Source organism: Gordonia sp. NPDC003376 (assembly GCF_053589235.1).
The window spans coordinates 222748-242766 of sequence record NZ_JBSFRM010000002.1 but is presented as its reverse complement, the minus strand read 5'-3'; the positions used below and the strand labels follow the sequence as shown (position 1 = coordinate 242766).

Sequence of the window (20019 nt, the reverse complement as noted above, 5' to 3'; positions counted from 1 at the left end):
CAACCATCGTTTGTCGTGGGGTGCCGGATCGGATTCGGCGCTGAGGCGTGACGCCTAAGGCGCGATCTGCATCGACTCGTGCAGCGCGGCCTCGGCCTCCGTCGGGGCGATGAAGACCAGTTCGTCGCCGCCTTCGATCGGATCGTCGCGTTCGGGGACGATCACCCGGCCACCGCGCAGGATCGCCACCAGGGCGACGTCGCGGGGGAGAGCCAGTTTGCGTACCGGGCGGCCGGCCAGTGGTGTGTTCGGTGGCAGGGTGAGCTCCACGAGGTTGGCCTGACCCTGGCGAAAGGTCATCAGCCGCACCAGATCTCCCACGGAGACCGCCTCCTCGACGAGCGAGGCGAGCAGCCGCGGTGTGGACACCGCGACGTCGACACCCCAGTCCTCACCGAACAGCCACTCGTTGCGCGGATCGTTGACCCGGGCCACCACCCGGTTGACCGCGAACTCGGTCTTGGCGAGCAGGCTCACGACCAGGTTGGCCTTGTCGTCGCCGGTGGCGGCGATCATCACGTCGAACGATTGCAGCCCGGCGGACTCCAGATTCGACAGTTCACACGCGTCGGCGAGCATCCACCGCGCCTCGGGTACCGAGTCGGGATCGATGTGGCCGGCATTGCGCTCGAACAGTGTCACCTCGTGCTTGTTGACCAGGAGCTCTCGGGCGATCGAACGTCCGACGGCACCGGCTCCGGCAATGGCGACCTTCATCTGTCTCTCCTCGTTCTCGTCCGGCCGCTATTCGCTGCTCAGGGGCGCGGAGACCAGTGCGCGGGTCTCGGCGAGGTTGTCGAGGACCACGGCCCCGAACACCACGTCGTCCTGCTGCAGCACGGTCCGCGCCTCCGGTAACACCGGGTGGCCCACGCGGTTGATGAACGCGATGCGTGCACCGGTGAGTTCCTGGAACTTGACCACATTGGTCCCGATCCACGACTCGTGGATCTCGAGCTGGGCGATGGCGAGTGTGCCCGACGGATCGCGCCACTCGGTGGTGGTGGATGCCTCACCGAGCGCGGACACGAACCGCTCGGTGGTCCACGGGACCGTCGCGACGGTCGGGATACCCAGTCGCTCATACACTTCGGCGCGTTTGGCGTCGTAGATCCGGGCCACCACACGTTCCACGTCGAACGTCTCGCGCGCCACGCGCGCGGCGATGATGTTGGAGTTGTCGCCCGAGGACACCGCGGCGAACGCGTCGGCGCGCTCGATCCCGGCGCGGGTCAGGACATCCCGGTCGAATCCGACACCGACGATCGTCTGGCCGCGGAACCCGTCACCGAGCCGGGCGAAGGATGACGGGTCGCGGTCGATGATCGACACCTCGTGTCCACGGCGTTCCATCGCTGCGGCCAGGGACGATCCCACTCGCCCGCAGCCCATGATGACTACCCGCAACGTCGCATCCTCCCGCTCGGCACCGCGCGTGCCGCTGGTCGTCTCGGCGTCCGGTGACCGCCGCTGTGAAGAACCTACCCCCGCATAGGGCGTCCCGGCGCGCGGTGTCGTTCGCCCGTGTTCGACGACCCTTCGGGGCACGGTTTCGCCCCTGTCCGAGATGCCTCCGGATCGGCGCGGCCGCGCGGGTCGACGTGTCACTGTGGTGATCGGCAGGCGCAGGTCTTAGTGTGGCGTGGTGTCCACCGTGTCTAAGGTGTCCGTCGCAACCAAGCGGTTGCTGTTGGGACGGCCGTTCCGTAGTGATCGACTCGGTCACACCCTCCTTCCCAAACGGATCGCCTTGCCCGTGTTCGCCTCCGACGCCATGTCGTCGGTGGCCTACGCACCGCAGGAGATCTTCCTCGTCCTCTCGGTTGCCGGGCTCTCGGCGCTGGCGTACACCCCGTGGGTGGCGATCGCGGTCGCGGTGGTCATGGCGGTGGTGGTCGCGAGTTACCGGCAGAACGTGCACGCCTACCCGTCCGGCGGCGGCGACTACGAGGTCGCCACGGTCAACCTGGGGCCGACGGCCGGTCTGACCGTCGGCAGTGCGCTGCTCGTCGACTACGTGCTGACCGTGGCGGTGTCGATCTCGTCGGCGGCCGAGAACATCGGCTCGGCGATCCCGTTCGTCTCACAGCACCGGGTGTGGTTCTGCGTCGCGGCCATCGTGCTGCTCGCGGCGGTGAACCTCCGTGGGCTCAAGGAGTCCGGCTCGGTGCTCGCGATCCCGACGTATGCCTTCATCGTCGGTGTGCTCGGAATGCTGATCTGGGGTTTCCTCGAGATCTACGCGTTCGGCGACGAGGTGCGATCGGAGGCCGCCGGATTCGAGATCAGGGCCGAGCATCCCAACCTGATGGGTCTGGCGTTCGTGTTCCTGATCGCGCGGGCGTTCTCGTCGGGATGTGCCGCGCTGACCGGTGTGGAGGCGATCAGCAACGGGGTGCCCGCCTTCCAGAAACCCAAGTCGCGCAACGCCGCCACCACGCTGTTCCTTCTCGGTGCGATCGCCGTCACGCTGCTGCTGGGCATCGTGTTCCTGGCCGAACGGATCGGCGCCAAATATGTGATGAATCCGGCGACCGACCTGATCGGTGCGCCCGAGGGCTATCAGCAGAAGGCGATGATCGCTCAACTCGCGCATGCGGTGTTCGCGAGCTTCCCGGCCGGTTTCTACTTCGTCGCGACGGTCACCGCCCTGATCCTGGTGCTGGCGGCCAACACCGCCTTCAACGGTTTCCCGGTACTCGGGTCGGTGCTCGCCCAGGATCGCTACCTGCCGCGTCAGCTGCACACCCGTGGCGACCGGCTGGCGTTCAGCAACGGCATCATCTTCCTCGCCGTGGCCGCCACTGCCTTCGTCGTCGCGTTCGGTGCCCAGGTCACCGCCCTGATCCAGCTGTACATCGTCGGGGTGTTCGTGTCGTTCACCCTCAGCCAGACCGGCATGGTCCGGCACTGGACACGGTTGCTGCGCACCGAGACCGACCCGAGTGCACGGCGGCGGATGATGCAGTCGCGGGTGATCAACACCGTCGGCCTGATCATGACCGCCACCGTGCTGGTGGTGGTGCTGATCACCAAGTTCACCGCGGGCGCATGGATCGCGATCCTCGCGATGGTGGCGCTGTTCGTGCTGATGAAGGCGATCCACCACCATTATTCGACGGTGCAGCACGAACTGGAGCGGGCCGACACCGACGAGGGTGGGGTATTGCCCAGTCGCACGCATTCGGTGGTGTTGGTGTCGGGGCTGCATCTGGCCACCAAACGGGCGGTCCTGTACGCGCGTGCCACCCGACCGGACACCCTGGAGGCGATCACCGTCAACGTCGACGACCGTGACACCCGGAAGCTGGTGTCGGAGTGGGAGAAGAGTGACATCTCGATCCCGCTGAAGGTGATCGCCTCGCCCTACCGGGAGATCACCCGACCGGTGATCGAGTACGTCCGACGGGTGCGTCGCGAGTCACCGCGCGACGTGATCACCGTGTTCATCCCCGAGTATGTGGTGGGCCACTGGTGGGAGACCATCCTGCACAACCAGTCCGCGCTACGTCTGAAGACGCGACTGCTGTTCGAGCCCGGCGTGATGGTCACCTCGGTGCCGTGGCAGCTCTCGTCGTCCGAACACCGCAAGGCCGACCTCGCCTATGACGCTCCCGGCGACACCCGCCGCGCGCTCGGCGGTGGAGACCGGTGAGCCTCATCCACACCCTGCTGACCCTGCGCGTCGACCGGCCGGCCAACGGTGGTACCGCGGTCGCCCGCGCCGATGACGGCCGCGCGGTCTTCGTCCGCGGCGCGATCCCCGGCGAGCAGGTCACCGCCCGCGTCGTCGAGGAGAAGCCGAAGTTCCTCACCGCCGAGACCGTCGAGGTGCTCGACGCCGCCCCCCAGCGCATCGACGAACTGTGTTCGGCGGCCACCCACGGCGCCGGGTGCTGCGACCAGTCCTTCATCGCCCCCGACCACCTGCGGGTGCTCAAGGCGGAGGTCCTGCGCGACGTGCTCGGCCGGATCGGTGGGTTCGACGCCGCGCACCTCGACCGCCTGCTGCCCGGTGACCCGGTGCGGGCCCTCGACGGCGGTGCGACCGGCTGGCGGATCCGTACCCGACTCGCCGTCGACATCGACGGCCGGCCGGGCCTGCACGAACGGGGCGGTGCCGGGATCGTCACCGGTCACCCGTGCGCCCAGAACGATCCGGTGATGGTCGCCGACCTCGGCGACGGATACACCCCCGGCGGAGACCTGGCGATCACCCTCGACGACGCAGGTGCCCGGCACATCGTCGAGATCGGGCCGGTCCCGACCACGCCGCCGTCCGGCGGCCGATCGTCACGCGCCGGGGCCGCGCGGGGCGGGTCCGCGGGGGACGGGTCCGGGCGCGGGCGGTCCGGAGACCGCCGGGCCGCACAGCGCCGCCGCCGACACCGCGAAGCCCCGCGCCCGCAGCGGGTGGTCGCGGGTGCACCGACCGCCGGTCACCGCGTCGGCGCGCGGCATTGGGAGATCCCGGTCGCCGGGTTCTGGCAAGGGCACCGCGCCGCCCCCGACACCTACGCGCAGACCGTCACCGACATGGTGCGCGCCGTCCTGGGCGACACCGCGCCCGGCGCCTGCTGGGACCTCTACGGCGGGGCCGGGGTGTTCGCTGCCGCCCTCACCGACACTCTCGGCGCGTCCACGGTGCACGTCGTCGAATCCGACCCCGGCCCCCTCGAAGCCGCCGAACGCACCTTCGGCACCGACGCCGGCATCCACCTCCATCGGGGCGAGGTGGCACGTCTGATGGCCGACCTACCCGCCCCACAGGTCGTCGTCCTCGACCCGCCCCGGACCGGTGCCGGACCCGCGGTGATCGAGCAGGTCACCGACGCCACACCCGAGGTGATCGTGCACGTGGGTTGCGACGTCGCCCGTTTCGCCCGGGACCTGGGACTGTACGGCCGCCACGGCTATACCCCGCAGCAGATCACCGGGTTCGACGCGTTCCCGCTGACCCATCATCTGGAGGCGATCGCGGTACTGGTGCGGCCGACGTCACGGCCCTGACCACGTCACCGTTGCGAGACCTGCGCGGCGACGACCGTAGACTGGGACGGATGGCTATTGATGAGGAAGGACACCGGATGGGGCTGCTGGAGCAGATCGAATCCCCGGCCGACCTCCGTGAGCTGACGTCCGAGCAGGTCGTGACGCTGGCGGCGGAGATCCGACGATTCCTGATCGAGAAGGTCTCCGCGGTCGGCGGGCATCTCGGCCCGAACCTCGGCGTCGTCGAACTCACCCTGGCGATCCACCGGGTGTTCGACTCACCGCACGATCCGATCATCTTCGACACCGGACATCAGTGCTACGTGCACAAGATCGTCACCGGGCGTCGCGACCGGTTCGACACACTCCGGCAGCAGGGCGGGCTCACCGGCTACCAGGACCGCGCCGAGAGCGAACACGATTGGGTCGAATCCTCACACGCCTCGGCCGCACTCTCGTACGCCGACGGCCTGACCAAGTCGTTCGCCCTGACCGGCCGGCCCGAACGCACCGTGGTGGCCGTCGTCGGCGACGGCGCCCTGACCGGTGGCATGTGCTGGGAGGCGATGAACAACATCGCCGCCGGCGACCGGCCCCTGGTGATCGTGGTCAACGACAACGGTCGCTCCTACGCCCCGACGATCGGCGGCTTCGCCCGTCACCTGTCGGGGTTGCGGCTGCAACCGACGTATGAACGCGTCCTCGACGAGGGACGGCGTGCGGTTCGCAAGCTGCCCGTCGTCGGCGACCCGGCCTACGCGGTGCTCCACGGGATGAAGAGTGGACTCAAGGATCTGCTCGCCCCGCAGGCGATGTTCACCGACCTCGGCCTCAAGTACGTCGGGCCGGTCGACGGGCACGACGTGGAGGCACTCGAATCGGCGTTCCGCCGCGCCCGCGCCTACGGCGGCCCGGTGATCGTGCACACCGTCACCCGCAAGGGGATGGGCTATGCGCACGCGGAGAACAACGAGGCCGACCAGATGCACGCGACCGGCGTGATCGACCCGAAGACCGGTCGCGCCAAGTCGGTCTCACCCCTGGACTGGACGACGGTGTTCTCCACCGCGCTGGTGGAGGCCGGGCATTCTCGCGACGACATCGTGGCGATCACCGCGGCGATGCCCGGGCCGACCGGACTCTCGGCGTTCGGGGATGCCTTCCCGGACCGCATGTTCGACGTCGGCATCGCCGAACAGCACGCGATGACCTCGGCCGCGGGTCTGGCGCTCGGCGGTCTGCATCCGGTGGTCGCGATCTACTCGACCTTCCTCAACCGCGCCTTCGATCAACTGCTGATGGACGTCGCGCTCCTGCGGCAGCCGGTCACCGTGGTCCTCGACCGCTCGGGCATCACCGGACCGGACGGCCCGAGCCACCACGGCATGTGGGATCTGTCGCTGCTGGCGATGGTGCCCGGCCTGCGGGTGGCCGCACCGCGCGACGCGGTCCGGCTGCGTGAGGAACTCGACGAGGCGCTCGCCGTCGACGACGGCCCCACCGTGCTGCGCTTCTCCAAGGGCGCGGTGCCCGAGGACATCCGAGCTGTCACCCGCCTCGACGACGGGGTCGACGTGCTGCGTCGCGGCCCGGGTGTCGGCGAGATCGACGGTGACGTGCTGATCGTCGCGGTCGGTGCGTTCTGCTCCCTCGCGCTCGACACCGCCGACCGCCTGCGCAGTCAGGGCATCGAGGCCACCGTCGTCGATCCCCGCTGGGTGCTGCCGGTGCCGGCGTCGATCACCGATCTCTCGGCCCGTCACCGGCTCGTGGTGACCCTCGAGGACAGCGGTGTGCAGGGCGGCGTCGGGTCGGCGGTCGCGGGCGCGCTCTCGGCGGCCGACGTGGTGGTCCCGGTCCAGAACCGGGGCATCCCGCAGGAGTTCATCGCCCACGCCACGCGCGGACAGATCCTCGCCGACCTCGGCCTGACCGCCCAGGATCTCGCGCGGTCGATCACCGCGACGGTCTCGGAGATGCAGACCCTGCCGGGGATGGACCGTGCCGACACCGCTGCCGAACCGGAAGCAGCACGGGTTCACGAGGAGACCCGCACCCCAGAACAGGCGCGCACACAGGACTGACCGACGACATCGGGGCGGCACCGGACGGACATATCCGTCGGGTGCCGCCCCGATGTGGTCGGCGGGTGCCTGTGGGTGTCCGGGTGCCCGCCCTAGCCGGACAGTCCGGTGAGTGCGGCCGCGATCGGGGCGGCGGTCAGCCGACGCTGCCAGGTGCGGGCACCACCGGCGGCCAAGGCCGCATCCACCGCGTCCGGCGTGATCGGGGCAGGAACCCCGTCCCAGCACAGCTGCCGGACCAGATCGGGGGAGAGCAGGTTCTCCGCCGGCACGTCGTTGGCCTCGGCGATCTCCTTGACCAACGGTCGCACCGTCGCAGCGCGGGCCGCGGCCGCCGGATTGCGTGGTTCCCACCGGCTGATCGGCGGCAGTCCCGTGGTCGGCGCCTTGCGTGCGGGCAGTTCCTTGTCCGTGAGTTCCCGGGCCCGCAGGATCGCCGACATCCACACCCCGGCCTGCTTGCGTTGGCGGGGACCACCGAACACCGGCAGCTTGGTCAGGTCGCCGGCCGATTGCGGGGCGGCCGCAGCGGCGGTGATGATCGCCGAGTCGGGCAACACCCGCCCCGGTGCCACATCCCGACGCTGCGCGATCTCTTCCCTCGCGGCCCACAACTCACGGACCGTGGCCAGTCCACGGGTGGTCTTGATGGTGTGGATGTTGGCGGTGCGTCGCCACCGGTCGGTCCTCGGCGGTGAGACCGGACGATCCAGCACGTAGCGGAACTCCTCGACCGCCCAGTGCTGCTTCTCGGCGTCGCCGAGCGCCGTATCCATCGCATCGCGCAGTTCGACGAGTACCTCGACGTCGAGGGCGGCGTAGTTCAGCCATTCCGGCGGCAGCGGACGCCGCGACCAGTCGGCGGCACCGTGTCCCTTCTGTAGACCGAGGCCGAGGAACGCGGCGACCATCGCGGCCAGGTTGACCCGGGTCAGCCCGAGCAACCGTCCCGCGAGTTCGGTGTCGAAGAGGTCGGCCGCCCGGAAGCCCAGGTCACGCAGGCACGGGAGGTCCTGGTCGGCGGCGTGCAGCACCCACTCGGGGCCGTCGAGCACCTCGATCAGCGGGTCGAGCGCGTCGGGTTCCTCGATCGGATCGATGAGGAAGCTGCCCGATCCGGTGCGTCGGATCTGGATCAGGTAGGCACGCTGGGAGTACCGGTAGCCCGACGCGCGCTCGGTGTCGAGGGCGATCGGCCCGGTACCGGCGGCGAGCCGCTCGGCGGCGTCGGCGAACTGCCCGGCCGACGACAGCACCGGTGGGACCCCTTCGCGCGGTTCGAGCAGCGGGGTGGTGGGGGTGGCGTCCTCGGCGGGCGCTGCTGGATCGCTCACGCCGACCCGAGTTCGGTGATCCCGACCGGCGGCAGACCCGCAGCCGCCGACAACACTTCACAGAACGCCTCGAGATGCCCGCCCATGCCCTCGGCGGTGGTCGCCGTCCACGACGCCCGCAGTTCCAGCTGATGAGCCCGCGGTGGACCGGCGATGTCGCCGTATCGCACCGACGACGTGGAGGTCACGGTGCCGCCGAGGGCGGTCACGTGGACCGGCCCCTCGTCGCCGGCGGTCTCGCCGATCGGGACGCCGAGCGCATCGGAGAGCCAGCTCCACGCCACCTCGGGCAGCAGGGGATCGGCCGCGAGCGCGGCCTCCACCTCCGCCTGGATGTAGGCGACCAGACGCATGGTCCCGTTCCAGGCGTCCTGGCCGTCGGGGTCGTACAGCAGGATCAGCCGCCCGAAGGCGCTGCCCTGCAGGTCGTCGTCGGGATCGTCGTCGGCGCGACGCACCTCCGCGCCCACCGCATAGCTGTAGGGCGCCAGGCGCTGTGGCGGGCGGATCGGCCCGACCTCGATATCGCGTCGGATACGCGCGGAATGCAGCGACTCGACCGCGGTGCGGAAGTCAGCAGGCTCCGTCGGAGCTCCGGAGGAGGTCACAACTGTGACGGTAAGACCAGCACTGCGCCGAAGGGCGGAGGCGCGCCGGTGGTCACTTCGTACGACATGGCAGAGTGATCGGTGATGTCGCCTTCACAACGTACCCGTTCAGGCCACGCCACCATGCCGCTGGTGGCCGCGGCGCAGGGCACCACGCCCACCCGGCGCCCCGTGTGGTTCATGCGGCAGGCCGGTCGATCGCTGCCGGAGTACCGGGCGATCCGGGCGGACCACGGCATGCTCGAGTCGTGCTTCGACCCGGAGCTGGTCACGGAGATCACGTTGCAACCGGTCCGCCGACACGACGTCGACGCCGCGATCCTGTTCTCCGACATCGTCGTGCCGCTCAAGGCCGCGGGTGTGGACCTGGACATCGTGGCCGGGACCGGCCCGGTGATCGCCGCACCCGTGCGCACCGAGGCCGACGTCGCGGCATTGCCCCGGCTCGATCCGGCACAGGTCGGGGCGGTCGCCCATGCGGTCGAGCGGATTCTGGCCGAGCTGCCGGACCAGACCGCGCTGATCGGTTTCGCCGGGGCGCCGTTTACTCTCGCGTCGTATCTGATCGAGGGTGGCCCGAGCCGCAACTACGTCAACACCAAGGCCCTCATGCGTGGTGCGCCGGAGGTGTGGGATGCGCTGATGGGCCGGCTCGCCGACATCACCATCACCTTCCTGCAGGTCCAGCTCGAGGCGGGTGTGGATGCGATCCAGGTCTTCGACTCGTGGGCCGGGGCCCTGTCCGAGTCCGACTACCGCGCCTACGTCGCCCCGCACACCGACCGGGTGTTCGCCGAGATCGCCGGGTACGGCGTGCCCCGCATCCACTTCGGCGTCGGTACCGGCGAGCTGCTCGCCGCGATGGCCGCGCCCGCCGACGTGATCGGCGTCGACTGGCGTGTCCCGCTGACCGAGGCGGTGCGCCGCGTGGGTCCGGGCAAGGCGGTGCAGGGCAACCTCGACCCGACCGTGCTGTTCGCCGGTCCACAGGTGGTCGAACGGGAGATCCGTCGCGTCCTCGACGACGGCGAGACCGCGATCGCCACCGGGGCCATCGGCCACATCGTCAACCTCGGGCACGGTGTGCTCCCCGACACCGACGCGACCGTGCTCACCCGCGCCGTCGAACTGATCCACACACTCTGATGACCGCCCGGACCGGCCCCGCCCGGATCGCGATCGTCGGTGCCGGTGTATCCGGTCTCGTCGCCGCGTACCGGCTGCGGCAGGCGCTCGGCGACGATGCGGAGATCGACGTCCTCGAGTCGGGGGGCTCGACCGGAGGCATCCTGCAGACCGTCGAGGTGGGCGGCCGGCTCGTCGATGTGGGCGCCGAGGCGTTCATCGTGCGCCGCCCCGAGGCGGTGGACCTGGTCGCCGAGCTCGGCCTGACCGACCGTGTGGTGGCGCCGACGGGGGCACGACCGGCGATCTGGGCGAATGGCGGCCTGCATCCGCTGCCGTCCCCGGCACTCATGGGAATCCCCGTAGCCGCCGACACCGTCGCCGAGATCGCCGACCCGGCGGATGTGGACCGCATCCGTGGCGAGGCCGACCGGCCCCTGCGGTGGCGCCCGGGTACCGACATGAGTGTCGGACAGCTGGTCGCCGATCGTTTCGGCCCGTCGGTGGTGGCCCGCTGCGTCGACCCGATGCTCGGCGGCGTGTATTCGAGCCTGGCCCGTGACATCGGGCTGCGCGAGGCGCTGCCGGCGCTGGCTCTGCGTCTCGACCAGGGGGCGACGAGCCTCGCCGAGGCGGTCACCGACCTCCTTGGGCATTCCTCCGGTTCCGGACCGGTGTTCGGCACGCTGGTCGGCGGATACCGGGTGCTGCTCGACGCCCTCGTCGACGCCGCCCGACCCACCGTGCACCCGCGAGCCGGGGTCACCGGACTGTCCCGCGACGGCGACCGCTGGGTGGTGCACGGGCCGATGGCCGGCACATACGACGGTGTGATCCTCGCCGTCCCCGCCTGGATCGCCGGCGAGCTGCTCGCCACGCAGGCACCCGACCTGGCGCCGACGCTGCGCGCGGTGGAGCCGGCGTCGTCGGTGGTGCTGTCCCTGGCGCTGGCCCCCGGCACCGCCCTGCCCGATCATTCCGGGGTGCTGGTGGCGACCGGAGAAGACCTGCACGCCAAGGCGTTCACCCTCAGCTCCCGGAAGTGGGCCCACCTGGGCGGACCCGGCGCGCCGGTATCGGTGCGGGCGTCGTTCGGCCGATACGGCGCGCCCGTCGCCGAGTCCGACCTCGATTCCCTGCTGGGATGGGCGCTGGCCGACCTCGACCGCATCTGCGATGCCGCCGGTGTCCCGGCGGCATCCGGGCACCTGATCGACGTCCGACGGCAACGCTGGACCGGGGGACTGCCGCGGTACGCACCGGGGCACCTCGCGCGGATGGCCGAGGTGCTCGGCCACCGGCCGACAGGGCTGGCGCTGGCCGGGTCGTCCTACACCGGTGTCGGGGTGCCGGCGTGCATCGGACAGGCCGGTCGCGCGGCCCGGGACCTGCTCGCCGACCTGCGCTGAGACGGTGGCACCATAAGGTCATGAGCCGCTTGGACTATGCCGAACTGAACTCGACCATCCGCTACCTGATGTTCTCGGTGTTCGCCGTCAAACCCGACGGGATCGGCGACGACCGTGACGCGGTGAAATCCGACGCCACCGATTTCTTCAAGTCTCTCGCCGACACCGACGTCGTGGTCCGTGGTGTCTACGACGTCTCCGGTCTGCGCGCCGACGCCGACTTCATGATCTGGTGGCACGCCGAGAAGATCGAGGACCTGCAGGCCGCCTACAACCGGTTCCGCCGCGAGACCCGGCTGGGTCGCGTCTGCGAGCCGGTGTGGAGCAACGTCGCCCTGCACCGTCCCGCGGAGTTCAACAAGAGCCACATCCCGGCCTTCCTGGCCGGTGAGGAGCCGGGCAACTACATCTGCGTATACCCGTTCGTGAGGTCGTACGAGTGGTACCTGCTGCCCGACGAGGAGCGTCGCAAGATGCTCGCCGACCACGGCAAGCAGGCCCGCGAATACAAGGACGTCCGGGCCAACACCGTCGCCTCGTTCGCGCTCGGCGACTACGAGTGGCTGCTGGCCTTCGAGGCACCGGAATTGCACCGCATCGTCGACCTGATGCGCGACCTGCGCGCCACCGAGGCCCGGATGCACGTCCGCGAGGAGACACCGTTCTTCACCGGTCCACGGGTCGAGGTGGACGCCCTCGTCGACGCGCTGCCGTGACCGATCGAGTCGTGCCCTGACCGACCGAGACACCGACGAGAAAGGGGCGGTCCGGACGCCATGTCCGGACCGGCCCTTTCTTCATGTTCGAGGTGGTCACCGACGTCGTCGGGTCACCGGGTCTCGACACGGGTCCTCGCCCTTCGGGCTCGGTCCCGGCTCGACCACCGGGACTGTGGTTGCGCCTCGACCACCGGGACTGTGGTTGCGCCTCGACCACCGGGACAGTGGTTGCGGCTCGGTCATCGGAGCAGTGGTTGCGGCTCGGTCATCGGAGCGGTCGTGGCGGCTCGACCACCGGGACTGTGGTTGCGCCTCGACCACCGGGACTGTGGTTGCGGCTCGATCATCGGAGCAGTGGTTGCGGCTCGGTCATCGGAGCGGTCGTGGCGGCTCGACCACCAGAACAGTGGTGGCGGCTCGACCACCGGGACTGTGGTCGCGGCTCGGTCATCGGAGCAGTGGTTGCGGCTCGATCATCGGAGCAGTGGTGGCGGCTCGGTCATCGGAGCAGTGGTTGCGGCTCGACCACCGGAGAATGGTGGCGGCTCGACCACCGGGACTGTGGTTGCGCCTCGACCACCGGGACTGTGGTTGCGGCTCGATCATCGGAGCAGTGGTCGCGGCTCGGTCATCGGAGCGGTCGTGGCGGCTCGGTCACCAGAACAGTGGTGGCGGCTGACCACCGGGCAACGGTCCGGGATCGGAGATCGGACAGTGCTTCGTCGGTTCAGTCCTCGGTGGGTTCGAGGGTCAGGCTGATCGAGTTGATGCAGTACCGCAGGTCGGTGGGGGTGGCGTAGCCCTCGCCCTCGAAGACGTGCCCGAGGTGGCTGCCGCAGTTGGCGCACAGCACCTCGGTGCGCCGCATACCGAGTGAGGTGTCGGAGCGTTCGATCACCGCGTCACCGGCGAGCGGGGAGAAGAACGACGGCCAGCCGCAGTGCGAGTCGAACTTCTGCTCGCTGCGGAACAGTTCGGAGCCGCACGCCCGGCAGCGGTAGATACCGACGGTCTTGGAATCGGTGTACTCACCGGTGAACGGGGCCTCCGTCCCGGCCTGCCGCAGAACTCGGTATTCGGCCGGGGTCAGGCGTTCGCGCCACTGTTCGTCGGTGAGATCGACGAACTCGGCCGGGGTGTCAGCAGGGGTCTCGGCGGGGGAATCGGTCATGGTTCCCACCGTACGATCCCCCACCCGCGCACGCCACAGGGCGTCGCCCGCACGCCGGATGTCCGGTGACGTGCGCGACTCCCCGGATGTCGGATTCCGTGCCTGTCTGTCAGATGCGGGTGTCGACCGGCCGGTTCACACGGCCGGTTCACACGGCCGGGGTCTCGGCCTTCCGGACGTCCGGACCGTCCGCGGCGGGCGTTGCGGCCGGGACAGGTGCGGTGGCCGGCGCCGACCACTCGTTCCATCGTCCGGCGACCCCTGCCTTGCGCAGGTCCAGGTAGCGGAACAGCAACGAACAGAACACCGCGATCATCAGCAGCGACCAGCCCCAGGTCACCTTGTTGTACTCGAGCGCGCGGCCGAAATGCTCCCAACGGTCGGAGTAGAACGCGTCGAAGGTGAAGCAGCCGTACACGCCCAGCCACGCCGGCCAGTTGCGCATCGTCGACCCCGGCAGCACCACCGTCATCAGGAGCGGGAACAGCAGCATCGAGTAGTAGCCCTGGCCCAGCGAGCCCACCAGGAACATGGTGCACAGCAGCACCCCCGACGAGGTGGTCATCCACAGCAGCTCGTCGGTGTGCCGGTAGTAGCGGTACAGGAACCACAGCGAGAACACCGCCATCAGGGTGAACGCGATGCGCAGCGCCACGATCAGCCAGTCGGCGACACCGAAGTACATGCCGTTGCCGACGATCGAGCTGTTGTAGTAGTCGCGGGCCTCCATCAGATACGGCAGCGTGCTGGAGATGAACGACTTCGGGTCGTCGGAGAACGGCCAGGCGATGATGTTCAGCAGCAGCGGCACGCCGATGGCTCCCACGAGAATCCGCCACTGACGGGTCAGCAGCGGTAACAGCAGCAGCGGCGCAAGCACCGGCTTCACCGACAACGTCAGGCCGATCGCGATCCCCGCCCACCAGTCGTGACGGCCGCGCATCAGGATCATGAACGCCAGCATGCCGAGCAGCACGAACGAGTTGAAGTTGGTGAAGATCAGGGTGTGCGCGACGGTCTCGGTGCTGAAGAAGAAGAACAGCACGGTCGGCAGGACCCAGGTGTTGGCGGCGAAACCGAACAGCCGGGTGAGCAGGTACGCGCAGATGACCAGGGCCACGACACTCGCGGCGATGAACAGCCAGCGGGAGCGTTCCGGGTCGAGCACCGCCAACGGTGACATCAGCAGGGTGCCCGACGGCGGGTACAGGTAGTGCGGGTCGACCGTGTTGAGGTTCTCGTTGTACACCGGCTGCCGGTTCAGGAACGCGAGCGCGGCCTGGTACACCGGGCGGAAATCGTCCGTGCGGTCACCGTTGACACCGAGGATCACCGACCGGTGGAACATCATCAGGATGGTGATCGGCCAGAGCACCAGCGGGACGATCCGCTGCACGCTCATCTGCGGGTAGAGGTACCTGTCGAGAAGGGGCACCCGCGCACCGTACTACGCCGCTCCCGCGGCGTTCGACAAACCCCTGTTCACGCCGGGCAGCCGCGGTCGGCGGGGCCTTCCAACGGGGAGTGCGCCACGTACTGGGCGACGACGTCGGCGGCGCAGGCGCTGCGGGCCAGCACCGAGTAGCCCAGACCGTTCCAGTCGACGGTCACCGGGGTGGTGCCGGCACGCGCGAACAGCGGGGAGAGACCCTTGACGCCCTCGCCGCCGTTGATCGGGTCACCGCTGTTGAGCAGTACCAGAGGTGCCACCGGGAACGAGTCCGGCGGGTTCACCGGCTCGCTCGACGCCCAGCCGTTGCACCGGACCAGCGACAGCGCGGTGTCGGCGCCGGTCAGCGGATTCTGCTTGGTCCACGATGTCACCAGGCCGGCGACCTCGTTCCGGCCGACCGGACCGGTCACGTCGTTGCAGACCGACACCACCTGTCCGTCGGTCAGCCGCAGCTCGTCGGCCTGGTTCGCGAGGTCGGTGAGCGCCTTGACGTCGCCGTTGTCGGCGGCGGCGATCGCCGAGGCCACCGAGGTCAGGCCCGCGGTGTCGTTGGGTGCCAGGGCCAGTCCGGTGGTGATCGCGGCGAGCGCCTGGGTGTCGGACAGCCCGCCGAGGTTACCGGTGCGTCCCTTGGTCAGGACGTCTCCCATGGTGGCCACACCGGACGTGCCCAGCGGGCAGCCGGCGCCGAGGGCACCGCAGCGCTGGGCGAAGGTCACCAGGGCCGCCTGGACACCCGACGCGCGGAGGGCACCCGCGTCACGGGCGTTGGCCCCGAACGGAGTGGGCGTGTCCAGGATGAGCCGGCCCGTCCGGCCCCCGTAGAGCGCGGTGTAGGCGATCGCCACGTCGGAGCCCTCACCGAGGCCGATCACCCCGAGGGTGGGGACGTTCCAGCGCCGGCGCAGGGTCTCGATGTCGGAGGCCGCCTCGGTGATGCCGAACTGCAGCTGGTCCGGGGTGAGGGTCTCGGTGCAGCCGTCCGATGCCGACGACGCGGCGTCGGCGAGGTCGGTGATCCGTTTGGCGGTGTCGGCACCCGAGCTGAGGCCGTTGTCGGCGATGGTGAGGCGCTCGGACCGCGTCAGGCAGTCGAGCGGTGTGCTGTCGGGGATACCGCGGCGGTCGACGCCGACGATCGGGTGCTTGCTCAGCAGGCTACGGCCGGGGCCGTCGGCGAGCAGGCGCAGCGCCCGCGACGACGGCATGTCGGAGCCCGCGGTGAGGACCAGCGGCGCGGCGTCGGCGGGGGTGTCGGCGACGGTGGCCCGGGTGAGGTGCACCGTCAGCGTCGACTGCGGGTTGTCGGGGTTCACCGGCGAGTCGAGCTCGGCGCACTGCAGGGTGACGCCGTTCGGCGCGTCGGGCGCCCCGGTGCAGGCACCCCAGGCGAGGTCGGCGACGGGCTTCTGCAGTGCGGGCGCCTGGGCGGGCGTGCTCGAGGTGCTCGATGCGGCGGGGCTACCTTCGGCTCCGCCGCCGGGCACCAGGGCGGGGCCGGGGTCGGGTCCGATCGCACAGCCGCCCAGACCGAGGGTCACGACGAGGCCCGCGGCGGCGATGATCCGGGCGGGCGCGGCCTGGGCGGGTGCCTTGACGCGTGAGGGGATGACGCGCGAGGGGAGGAGTTTCCGTGCCGACCGCATGATGGCGAGGGTAGTCAACGGTTCGGGGTGGGCCGGTCGTGCGGTCACCGCGGCACCCGTGTCCACCGGGTGAAGACGTAGCCGTCGTCGTCGGACAGGATCTGCGACGGTCGTAACCGCGGCAGGCGCGGCAGGTCGGGACCGAGCGCGATGCGTGGGGCGTCGCCGGCGGCGAGCATCGGCGAGGTGCTGATGCACAGTTCGTCGAGGAGGTCGGCGGCGATCATCGATCCGAGCAGACGGGGACCGCCCTCACACAGCACGCGGGTCAGACCGCGGTCGGCGAGATGACGCAGGGCCACCACGAGGTCGACGGTGCCCTCGCCACAGTCGACGAGCGTGGCGCCCGACGCGGTCAGTACGTGGCGTCGCTGTGGGTCGGCGGCCGCACAGGTCAGCACCACGGTGTCGGGGTGGGTGAGCGGAGGATAGGCCGGATCGATCGCCAACGAGCGGCTGACCAGCGCCAATACCGGGGCGTCAGGCTGCTCGGCACCGCGATGGGCGTTGAACACCGGGTCCGGTTGCGGCTGGTGATAGGTCTCGGCGAGCGCGGTGGCCGCACCCACGAGCACCACGTCGGCGAGCCCTCGCAGGGTGCGGAACACGGCGCGATCGGTGGGTCCGCCGAGCTGACCGGAACGCCCCGACACCGAGATCGCCCCGTCGATCGTGGCGATCATGTTGGCACGGACGTACCGCTCGGGGTGGCGGTATCGGTCGGCCAGAACGCGATACCGATCGTCGTCGTCGGCATCGTCGGATGTGACGTGGATCGCTTTATGCTGGTAGAGCATCATTCCCCGGGGTCGGCACTGGTTACGCTGCCCACCATGGTGGCACGTCTTTCCGACCGGAACCCGGTGGTCTCTCCCGAACAGCTCATCCAGGAGATGGTTCCGCCGTCCACCTTCGATGAGGTCAGCTTCGACAGCTACATTCCCGACCCCAACGAGCCGTCCCAGGCACAGGCCGTCGCCAAGGCGCGCGACTTCGTCGTCCGGGCCCGCAAGGCGCGCGGCGGTAAGAAGGGGTTGTTCTCCCGCAAGCAGACCACGCAGGGGATCGGCCTCTACCTCGACGGCGGGTTCGGTGTGGGTAAGACCCACCTCCTCGCCTCGATCTACCACTCGATGCCCGAGCCCAAGTCCTTCGCGACCTTCGTCGAGGTCACGCACGTGGTGGGGGCGCTGGGCTTCGTCAACGCAGTCGAGCGGCTGTCGCAGCACACCGTGCTGTGCATCGACGAGTTCGAGCTCGACGACCCGGGCGACACCATGCTGGTGTCGCGGCTGCTGACCGAGCTGACCGCCAAGGGCGTGTCGATCGTCGCCACATCCAACACCCTGCCCGGACAGCTCGGTGAGGGACGCTTCGCCGCCCAGGACTTCCTGCGCGAGATCCGCAAGCTGTCGGCGGTGTTCGAGACCATCCGCGTCGACGGTCCCGACTACCGGCACCGCGACCTCCCGCCGGCCCCGGATCCGCGTTCGGACGCCGACCTCGTCGAGTTGGCCGAGGCGACACCCGGCGCCACCCTCGACGACTTCGACGAACTGTGCACGCATCTGGCCAAGCTGCATCCGTCCAAGTACAAGGACCTCGTCGACGGCATCTCGCTGGTCTGCATCAAGGGGGTGCACCCCGCGCAGGACCAGTCGGTGGCGCTGCGCCTGGTGGTGCTCGCCGACCGTCTCTACGACGCCGACATCCCGGTCACCGTGTCGGGCTGCAAACTCGACGAGGTCTTCACCGACGAGATGCTGCACGGCGGCTACCGCAAGAAGTACCTGCGCGCCACCTCGCGTCTGCTGGCGCTGTCGCGGTTTGCCGAGTCGGCCGTCTGAGCCGACCCCAGACGCTGGACGACCGTGGGCGCCCCGCCGGATGGTGGGGCGCCCACGGTCGTCTGTGCGTCGACGGTGTGTGCGTCGACGGTGTGGCTGTCCGGTGCGGTCAGGTCAGGGGTTGGCTGAGTACGTAGTCGTGTTCGATGTTGCCGTTGAGGTCGAAGGTCTTGGCGCCTGCGCGGTGGAAGCCCATCTTCGCGTAGAAGCGCTGGGCGCGTTCGTTCTCCTGGTTGACCCCGAGCCACACCACGGCGCTGCCCCGTAGCCGCGCACGGTCGATTGCCGCCCGCATCAGCAGGTGCGATGGCGGGGCTGTACGCGTCTCGGACGGCCGGATGTGGGCGTGGTGGTCGGGCAGGACGTACATCTTGGAGATCTCCGACGTCGGACGCTCGGTGATCACCGCGGCGACGTCCGCGTCGGCGGGTGCACGGTGATGGACCAGGGCGTACCCGGCGAGGGTGCCGTCGGCGGCCCGGGCGACGAGCACCTCGGATTCCGGCGACGCGATGTAGGCGGCGAAGTTCGCCGGCCCGAGGTTCTCGCGGATGAATACCGCGATGTCGTCGGGACGTGAATCTGGCGGGCACGCAAGGGGAAAGGTGGCGGCGGCGACCTCGGCGACGGCCGGCGCGAGTGCTGGGTCCGTGGCGGTCTCGATGGCGAAGCCCGGCGCGGAGTACTCGTCGACCGATGTCGTCATGGTGCGCAACTCCTCGTGTGGACTACTTCTTGCCGCAGGTGCAATTCTCTCCGCACTGGCAGTGGGGAACACAGGTGCAGTCGGGATTGTCACAACCGGAGGCGCTCATACTACTCGTCGTGCGTCTGACGCCGGCCCGCAAGCCTGGGGGCTGATCGGGACTTCCGACCTGCCGCATGCCTCGGTGAAAGGGAGGGGGCGTCTCGGGAACCGGCGAGGGCGATCGGCCGGCCCGGCGTCCGGGGAGTGGTGGAGCGGATGACGGGATTCGAACCCGCGACCCTCACCTTGGCAAGGTGATGCGCTACCAGCTGCGCTACATCCGCATCGGTCCCGGGCGGTCTTGTGGACCTTGTCTGTGCTCGGGACGCGAGGAGAAACACTATTCGGTGGACCGTCGATTCGCCAAATCGTCTGGTCAGGGCTGTGTGGGCGCGGAGCTGTCGGTTGCTGCGTTCTTGGACACCGCCATGGTGCCGGATGCGGTGTTCTTGGATGCGGCGGCGTCGCGGGAGATGGCCTCGGCGATCATCTGGCCACCAGAGGTCAGCATGGCCCGCCGCCACGGCAGGACTCCCTCGAGTTCGATCTGGATGGACATCGACAGCACCGTCCGGATCACCACGATCAGGCCCAGGATCAGCGCGTCCTCCACCGACGGCTTGGAGGTGATGGTCCGCAACAGGTCGGCTGCCACGAGGATCTCCAGGCCCAGCAGGATGGCCGAGGCAAGGGTGGAGCGCAACACCGAGAAGGCCTGGGCGCCACCTTCTTTACGGTTCAGCGAGCGGGCACTGAGTACCACCGCGATCGCGAAGCCCACCACCATGGCGAACGCGCCGATCGCCTCGAAGGCCACCGCCACGTTGGAGAACACTTCCTCGATGTCCATATCGAGAAGATTACGGGTCATCGTCGCCGGATT

Annotated in this window: 17 protein-coding genes and 1 tRNA gene; 7 read left to right on the top strand and 11 right to left on the bottom strand. The window is 69.5% G+C overall.

Going from position 1 to position 20019, the window contains the following annotated elements:
* Positions 1 to 54: 54 nt before the first annotated feature.
* Positions 55 to 717, bottom strand: coding sequence for a potassium channel family protein (locus tag ACWDUA_RS03365; protein WP_449749573.1), 663 nt, complete (start codon positions 715 to 717; stop codon positions 55 to 57).
* 27 nt (positions 718 to 744) lie between these two features.
* Positions 745 to 1407, bottom strand: coding sequence for a potassium channel family protein (locus tag ACWDUA_RS03360; RefSeq protein ID WP_449749572.1), 663 nt, complete (start codon positions 1405 to 1407; stop codon positions 745 to 747).
* Between the two features lie 238 nt (positions 1408 to 1645).
* Between ACWDUA_RS03360 and ACWDUA_RS03355 the strand changes: the two genes are divergently transcribed.
* From ACWDUA_RS03355 to dxs, 3 genes are all read left to right on the top strand, one after another.
* Positions 1646 to 3655: an APC family permease gene (locus ACWDUA_RS03355; protein ID WP_449749571.1), complete on the top strand. Its 2010-nt coding sequence runs from the start codon at positions 1646 to 1648 to the stop codon at positions 3653 to 3655.
* The gene (locus ACWDUA_RS03350) at positions 3652 to 5010 is read left to right on the top strand and encodes a class I SAM-dependent RNA methyltransferase (RefSeq protein WP_449749570.1); all 1359 of its coding nucleotides are present in this window, start codon (positions 3652 to 3654) and stop codon (positions 5008 to 5010) included. Before ACWDUA_RS03355 ends, ACWDUA_RS03350 begins: the two co-directional genes overlap by 4 nt.
* 77 nt (positions 5011 to 5087) lie before the next feature.
* Complete coding sequence (gene dxs, locus ACWDUA_RS03345) at positions 5088 to 7076, top strand: 1-deoxy-D-xylulose-5-phosphate synthase (RefSeq protein ID WP_449749710.1); 1989 nt, start codon at positions 5088 to 5090, stop codon at positions 7074 to 7076.
* A gap of 92 nt (positions 7077 to 7168) precedes the next feature.
* On the opposite strand, the gene ACWDUA_RS03340 is transcribed toward dxs, so the two are convergent.
* Together ACWDUA_RS03340 and ACWDUA_RS03335 are read right to left on the bottom strand one after the other, a co-directional pair.
* The gene (locus ACWDUA_RS03340) at positions 7169 to 8410 is read right to left on the bottom strand and encodes an HRDC domain-containing protein (RefSeq protein WP_449749569.1); all 1242 of its coding nucleotides are present in this window, start codon (positions 8408 to 8410) and stop codon (positions 7169 to 7171) included.
* Positions 8407 to 9018: a DUF3000 domain-containing protein gene (locus ACWDUA_RS03335; RefSeq protein WP_449749568.1), complete on the bottom strand. Its 612-nt coding sequence runs from the start codon at positions 9016 to 9018 to the stop codon at positions 8407 to 8409. Before ACWDUA_RS03335 ends, ACWDUA_RS03340 begins: the two co-directional genes overlap by 4 nt.
* Positions 9019 to 9102: 84 nt before the next feature.
* Here ACWDUA_RS03335 and hemE point away from each other — a divergent pair, with 84 nt between their 5' ends.
* The 3 genes from hemE to hemQ are packed head-to-tail and all read left to right on the top strand — an operon-like array spanning position 9103 to position 12268.
* Positions 9103 to 10164, top strand: a complete 1062-nt coding sequence (gene hemE / locus ACWDUA_RS03330; RefSeq protein WP_449749567.1) for a uroporphyrinogen decarboxylase — start codon at positions 9103 to 9105, stop codon at positions 10162 to 10164.
* A complete protein-coding gene (gene hemG / locus ACWDUA_RS03325) occupies positions 10164 to 11552 on the top strand; it encodes a protoporphyrinogen oxidase (protein ID WP_449749566.1) in 1389 nt (462 codons plus the stop codon). Before hemE ends, hemG begins: the two co-directional genes overlap by 1 nt.
* A gap of 20 nt (positions 11553 to 11572) precedes the next feature.
* Positions 11573 to 12268, top strand: a complete 696-nt coding sequence (hemQ, locus tag ACWDUA_RS03320; protein WP_449749565.1) for a hydrogen peroxide-dependent heme synthase — start codon at positions 11573 to 11575, stop codon at positions 12266 to 12268.
* Between the two features lie 730 nt (positions 12269 to 12998).
* Here the strand turns inward: hemQ and msrB are convergent.
* The 4 genes from msrB to ACWDUA_RS03300 form a co-directional block, all read right to left on the bottom strand.
* Positions 12999 to 13442, bottom strand: a complete 444-nt coding sequence (gene msrB / locus ACWDUA_RS03315) for a peptide-methionine (R)-S-oxide reductase MsrB (protein ID WP_449749564.1) — start codon at positions 13440 to 13442, stop codon at positions 12999 to 13001.
* A gap of 148 nt (positions 13443 to 13590) precedes the next feature.
* Entirely contained in the window at positions 13591 to 14877 is a 1287-nt protein-coding gene (locus tag ACWDUA_RS03310) for a glycosyltransferase family 87 protein (protein ID WP_449749563.1), read from the bottom strand.
* Positions 14878 to 14924: 47 nt separating this feature from the next.
* Complete coding sequence (locus ACWDUA_RS03305; RefSeq protein ID WP_449749562.1) at positions 14925 to 16541, bottom strand: alpha/beta hydrolase; 1617 nt, start codon at positions 16539 to 16541, stop codon at positions 14925 to 14927.
* A 44-nt stretch (positions 16542 to 16585) separates the two neighbouring features.
* Positions 16586 to 17338, bottom strand: a complete 753-nt coding sequence (locus tag ACWDUA_RS03300; RefSeq protein ID WP_449749561.1) for a pyrimidine reductase family protein — start codon at positions 17336 to 17338, stop codon at positions 16586 to 16588.
* A gap of 36 nt (positions 17339 to 17374) precedes the next feature.
* Between ACWDUA_RS03300 and zapE the strand changes: the two genes are divergently transcribed.
* Entirely contained in the window at positions 17375 to 18388 is a 1014-nt protein-coding gene (gene zapE, locus ACWDUA_RS03295; RefSeq protein ID WP_449749560.1) for a cell division protein ZapE, read from the top strand.
* Positions 18389 to 18497: 109 nt separating this feature from the next.
* On the opposite strand, the gene ACWDUA_RS03290 is transcribed toward zapE, so the two are convergent.
* The 3 genes from ACWDUA_RS03290 to ACWDUA_RS03280 all read right to left on the bottom strand — a co-directional run bounded on the left by ACWDUA_RS03290 (position 18498) and on the right by ACWDUA_RS03280 (position 19986).
* On the bottom strand, positions 18498 to 19094 hold the full coding sequence (locus ACWDUA_RS03290; RefSeq protein ID WP_449749559.1) for a GNAT family N-acetyltransferase: 597 nt from the start codon (positions 19092 to 19094) through the stop codon (positions 18498 to 18500).
* A 250-nt stretch (positions 19095 to 19344) separates the two neighbouring features.
* Positions 19345 to 19420, bottom strand: a tRNA-Gly gene (locus tag ACWDUA_RS03285).
* Between the two features lie 92 nt (positions 19421 to 19512).
* Positions 19513 to 19986: a DUF1622 domain-containing protein gene (locus tag ACWDUA_RS03280; protein WP_449749558.1), complete on the bottom strand. Its 474-nt coding sequence runs from the start codon at positions 19984 to 19986 to the stop codon at positions 19513 to 19515.
* Positions 19987 to 20019: the final 33 nt, after the last annotated feature.